This is a genomic window from Pseudanabaena sp. 'Roaring Creek' (assembly GCF_001402795.1).
Lineage (GTDB): Bacteria > Cyanobacteriota > Cyanobacteriia > Pseudanabaenales > Pseudanabaenaceae > Pseudanabaena.
In genome coordinates this window covers 1-4,534 of the sequence record NZ_LIRE01000014.1, presented here as the reverse complement: position 1 = coordinate 4,534, position 4,534 = coordinate 1, and the positions used below count along the sequence as shown (strand labels likewise).

The 4,534-nt window shown below is 42.9% G+C and carries 5 protein-coding genes and 1 tRNA gene; 4 read left to right on the top strand and 2 right to left on the bottom strand.

Going from position 1 to position 4,534, the window contains the following annotated elements:
• The 4 genes from AC805_RS00355 to AC805_RS00340 all read left to right on the top strand — a co-directional run.
• On the top strand, nucleotides 1-465 hold a 465-nt coding region (locus AC805_RS00355; protein ID WP_055073569.1), incomplete at its 5' end, for a transposase.
• Nucleotides 466-501: 36 nt separating this feature from the next.
• Entirely contained in the window at nucleotides 502-1,284 is a 783-nt protein-coding gene (locus AC805_RS00350) for a hypothetical protein (protein ID WP_055073568.1), read from the top strand.
• A gap of 152 nt (nucleotides 1,285-1,436) precedes the next feature.
• The gene (locus AC805_RS00345) at nucleotides 1,437-2,564 is read left to right on the top strand and encodes a hypothetical protein (RefSeq protein ID WP_055073567.1); all 1,128 of its coding nucleotides are present in this window, start codon (nucleotides 1,437-1,439) and stop codon (nucleotides 2,562-2,564) included.
• A gap of 165 nt (nucleotides 2,565-2,729) precedes the next feature.
• Nucleotides 2,730-2,814, top strand: a tRNA-Ser gene (locus tag AC805_RS00340).
• A 248-nt stretch (nucleotides 2,815-3,062) separates the two neighbouring features.
• Here AC805_RS00340 and AC805_RS00335 read toward each other — a convergent pair.
• Both AC805_RS00335 and AC805_RS00330 read right to left on the bottom strand, forming a co-directional pair.
• On the bottom strand, nucleotides 3,063-3,809 hold the full coding sequence (locus AC805_RS00335; protein ID WP_055073566.1) for a DedA family protein: 747 nt from the start codon (nucleotides 3,807-3,809) through the stop codon (nucleotides 3,063-3,065).
• 158 nt (nucleotides 3,810-3,967) lie between these two features.
• On the bottom strand, nucleotides 3,968-4,372 hold the full coding sequence (locus AC805_RS00330; RefSeq protein WP_055073565.1) for an NIL domain-containing protein: 405 nt from the start codon (nucleotides 4,370-4,372) through the stop codon (nucleotides 3,968-3,970).
• Nucleotides 4,373-4,534 lie beyond the last annotated feature (162 nt).

Below are 4,534 nucleotides of genomic sequence, written 5' to 3'. Positions count from 1 at the left end.
GTTTGTAATTTGTTTATGATGTTTGAGCCTTTAGTCGGATGGCGGCATGTGGTTGTGACTGACCATCGTACCCAAATTGACTATGCTCACCAAATCAAATATTTGGTTGACCAACGTTATCCCCATGCCATCAAAATCCGTCTTGCTCAAGATAACCTCAACACTCACGTTAAATCATCTCTTTACAAGGCTTTTCTGCCTGAGGAAGCCAGAAGAATTCTCGACAAAATTGAGTTTTACTACACCCCAAAGCATGGCAGTTGGCTCAATATGGCTGAAATTGAGTTGAGTGTTTTAAATCGCCAATGTCTCGACCGTCGTATTCCTGATAAACAGCTTTTGATTCAGGAAGTCTCGGCTTGGGAAAATCGCAGGAATTCTCTCTCTTGTAAAGTCAATTGGCAATTTACTACTGCTGATGCTCGCATTAAATTGCTTCGCCTCTACCCGTCAATAATTACTTGACTGCCTACTAGATACAAAAAAGAAACTCAATCGCTGTTGAGCGAACAAAAACTGCGCTGGCAAAAGCTGCTTCAATGGCAAATCGAAAATACACCCGAATCGCGCTATCAAATTGCCTCAAATTGGGCGGGTATCGGCGGATGGAAAAACGGTCGCTTAAATTTGCCAGTCTTACATAGTGATCAGCTCTATCAGTTGCCTAACCCAATCTATCGAGGCTATCAAGGTTGTCGTAAATGGTGGGTATGCGATGAATCAAAGCGCGACTATGAAGAGATTAGGGCTAAATATCGAGAGCATAGTGAAAATGCGATCGCAATCTCTATCTATCAAGAACTGCTCGAAGACAACAGCACATCCCCAACAGTTCGAGAAAAAACTTTATATATGATGGCAATGACCTTATTTGACCAGTGGGAAAACCATAATCGATCATATATCCACCCACCTGTAGGAGTAACTGCAACTGTAAGCTTTAATCAATTTAACAGCAGTTTTGAAAGAATCTTATCTAGGCTCCCAGCAGCTACAGGTAATTACTTTTACTTTGATTACGCAAAAGGTAGAAGTTTAGGCTCTGACTATCAAAAGCGAATCGATAAGATCGTTTTTGAGTTACAAACTAAGTTTCCTCAAAGCACATATATTGACGATTTGCTATTTTCTAGCTTCTTTCTCAGCGACCAACCTCATTATTTAAAGACAATACTGGAGAGATATCCCAATAGCGATCGCGCTGCTGAGGCAAAATTTCTACTAGGGTTAAAAGAATGGCAACTGGTAAGAGAGACGATGCTTTATATGAAGCCTTACTTCTAAGAAAATAGATAATGGTGAGAATTCTTTCTAAACTATTGCGAGTTCTCTCAAAACGTGATAGAACGGAATGATAAGTTTCTTCTATCATAAGTAAAAGTATGAGGAAACAAACTAATCAAATCAACTAACATTATTCTCTTGGTTCCCGTAATATGACTATAGATCTACCTGTAACCCTACAGCCAGAAGGTTTTGGTGCGACCTTACAAGCTTTGCACAGTAGTTTGCAAGGCTTCCTATCTGAATATGAAGATAAAGTTGCCCAAGCCCGTGCCCAACTCGCTCACGTTGAAGCCCTCCTTGGAACCTTACCCGCCGAAACTCCTAAAGCTAAGGCTAAAAAGAAAGAAGTTGCTGTTGCTCCCGTTGCTGCTCCCGTTGTAATTGCTGAAGTTCCACCCGCCCCCACTAAAGGTCGCAAACCCAAAGCCATCGCTCAACCCGAAGCAGCCCCCGTCGCTACACCTGCTGCAAAAGGAAGAGGAAGAGGACATCGTCGTGGTTCTTTGACAACTCGTCCTGCTTACGAAGGACTGACCCTGACAGAAGCGATCGAAAAGATTTTGGATGAACGTGAAGGTCAAGCTGTTAATGCCGATGACGTAGTAAATATCCTTTACGGTGATTTGACTGAAACGGTATTCCGCGTTGCTAAGGAGCGAGTCACCAAAAACCTCTCCAAGGGTAAGGGTGAAAATAGATGGAAGCGCGTTCCTAACCAACTTGGTTACTATACCCTGTCTCTAGAAACCTTGAAAACAGTTCCAACCTCAACGATTAAAAGAGGTAGAGCCGCATCGGTCAAAGTCGAAGAGCCTAAAAAGACACCTGTAGCTAAGGCAACCAAGGCTCCTAAACCTACTAAAGTTGCTGTTGCACCTAAAGCAACTAAGGCTCCTAAAGCAACCAAGCCTGCTCCTAAGGTAACCGCTCCTGCAAAAGTAGCTCCTAAAGCTACAAAAAAGGCAGAAGTAGAAGTGCCTAAAGCAGCACAACCCAAGAAGTCTGGTCGTTTGAGTTCCTTAGTCATGCGCCCTCTATATCAAGGCAACACCTTGACCGATGCGATCGAGAAGGTATTGCAAGAGCGTAAAGGTGAGTTTGTTAATGCTGATAGCGTTGTCAAAGCCCTGTATGGCGATCTCTCCGTAGAAAATTTCCGTCAAGCCAAGGATCGCGTCACCAAGAATCTATCCAAGGGTAAATTGGATGGCAAGTGGGAGAGAGTTCCTAATCAGCTAGGCTACTACACTCTATCGATGTCCGCAGTCAAAGCGTAAACAGTGCGATCGAGATGATTTCCGTGATAATTTCCGTGTGGTACTTTGCCACTGGAACTTGAAATTATCAAAACTTCGTTCTTAGGCAAAAAAATAAAGACCCGCTCAGTGGGTCTTTATTTTTTTGCTTGTATTAGGCGTAACCATAGGTTAGAATACCAAACGGGAGAGATGGCAGAGTGGTCGAATGCGTTCGACTTGAAATCGAATGTTGTGAAAGCAACCGAGGGTTCGAATCCCTCTCTCTCCGTATATAATCCCTTCCCAGTCAATAAATAGCGGTGCGAGGCTTCGCCTCGCACCGCTATTTATTGGTTTTATACCAATTCACGAAAGAGTGAAAACACTTTTGTGAATTACAAACCAAACCCAGTAGGGATTTTCAAAGCTGAAAATGGCTACGCCATTTTCAGCTTTGGTTTTAAATGTCTATTTCTTTAGTGGGAAGAGAGTAAGAATCCACAAAGCAAAAAAACTGCCGTTTGGCAGTTTTTTGCTTTATTCTTTTTCGAGCTTGACTGCAACTTTATCTTCGGTAATTGGTAAAAGGATGGGGGATTCTGAGGCGGATTGGAGATTGGAGTGATTGGTTTTAGGGGGCTGAGGATGATTTGGGTTGCGCCAATTACTAATTCTTTCCTTGAGCCAAAAGAAGGCTGGCGGAGCCGCAAACCAGAGCAAAACACCACTTAAAATAATTGAACTAATCCTTACAACTCCAGACACTAGGGTTTCTAAAGGAATTAAAGTACCTGCATAGTAGGCTATGCCCGTCGTAACTGTTCCCCAAACTAATGCACCCGTGGCATTAAAAAATAGGAATCGCGAGTAGGACATCCCTGATAATCCTGCCATTGGTCCAGCAAAAATTCGCAAGATGGCGATAAATCTGCCAAAAAACACGGCTCGATCAGCACTGCTGCGAAATTTCTCGCGGGCGATCGCAATTTCATCGGTGGGCATCCGAAACAACTTGCCGATTTTTTCTAGGGCAGGTAATCCACCCCAGCGCCCCAGCCAATAGCCAGCGCTGTCTCCTAAAATCGCCCCTGCAACGGCACTTAACAAAAGTAATGGATAGCGCAATTCGCCATTACCAGCCAGAAATCCACCGACTAGGGTGATCGTTTCTCCTGGTAAGGGGATACCCGCGTTCTCCAGCATAATGCCGAAGAAAACGATCCAGTATCCATACTGCTGTATCCATTCTTGAATAATTTCTAACGAAAAAAACTCAAAATGCATGAGTTATGACTCAAAACTTAGTTGGTTAAAAGGTTTGTGAAAAATTGTTACTTTTTGTATCATTATAGTCGAAATGGTCATAGTCGAAATAGTCGAATCTAAGTCAAAAAGAGACGTTATGGTAAGCGATCTGACTTTTTTCGGCTCTATAATCAAACTTACAAATTGATGGATATGGCATTAACTGGACAAGCTGTAATGCATTGTTCGCAGACAACACAGCGCGATCGCAAAAAGTTGAGTTGAAAGGTCTTAGGATCGAGGGTAAGGGCTTCCGTAGGGCATACACCTGTACAAAGACCACAATCGACGCAGGTAGTATCGTCAATTACAATTTCCCGCCCATGTAATGAAACCTCAATATCCTGCGATCGCATCCAGTCTAGGGCTTCTTCGAGCTGATCGATGTCACCAGATAGCTCTAGCACCATTTTGCCGACTTTATTGGGGGCAACCTGAGCGCGAATGATATTTGCGGCAATATTAAAATCTTTGGCAAGCCGATAGGTAATCGGTATGCTGATAGCTCGTTTGGGAAAGGTAAGATTAACTCTTTTTTTCATGATTGGTGTTTTTGGAAAATTCCCGCCCTAATAAACCAGCAGTACTAGTTATGATTATGAAACCAATTTTGATGTTTTTATCATCAAATCTGAACCAAGCCCAAAAAGTATAGCTATAGCCAAATAAGTTAAGACATAAAACCCAGAAGAGTGTTGCGGCGC

Excerpts from the sequence above, each read along its gene's own strand:
- AC805_RS00345 (WP_055073567.1), top strand. The coding sequence starts at position 1,437 with ATGACTATAGATCTACCTGTAACCCTACAGCCAGAAGGTTTTGGTGCG.
- AC805_RS00335 (WP_055073566.1), bottom strand. The coding sequence starts at position 3,809 with ATGCATTTTGAGTTTTTTTCGTTAGAAATTATTCAAGAATGGATACAG.
- AC805_RS00330 (WP_055073565.1), bottom strand. The coding sequence starts at position 4,372 with ATGAAAAAAAGAGTTAATCTTACCTTTCCCAAACGAGCTATCAGCATA.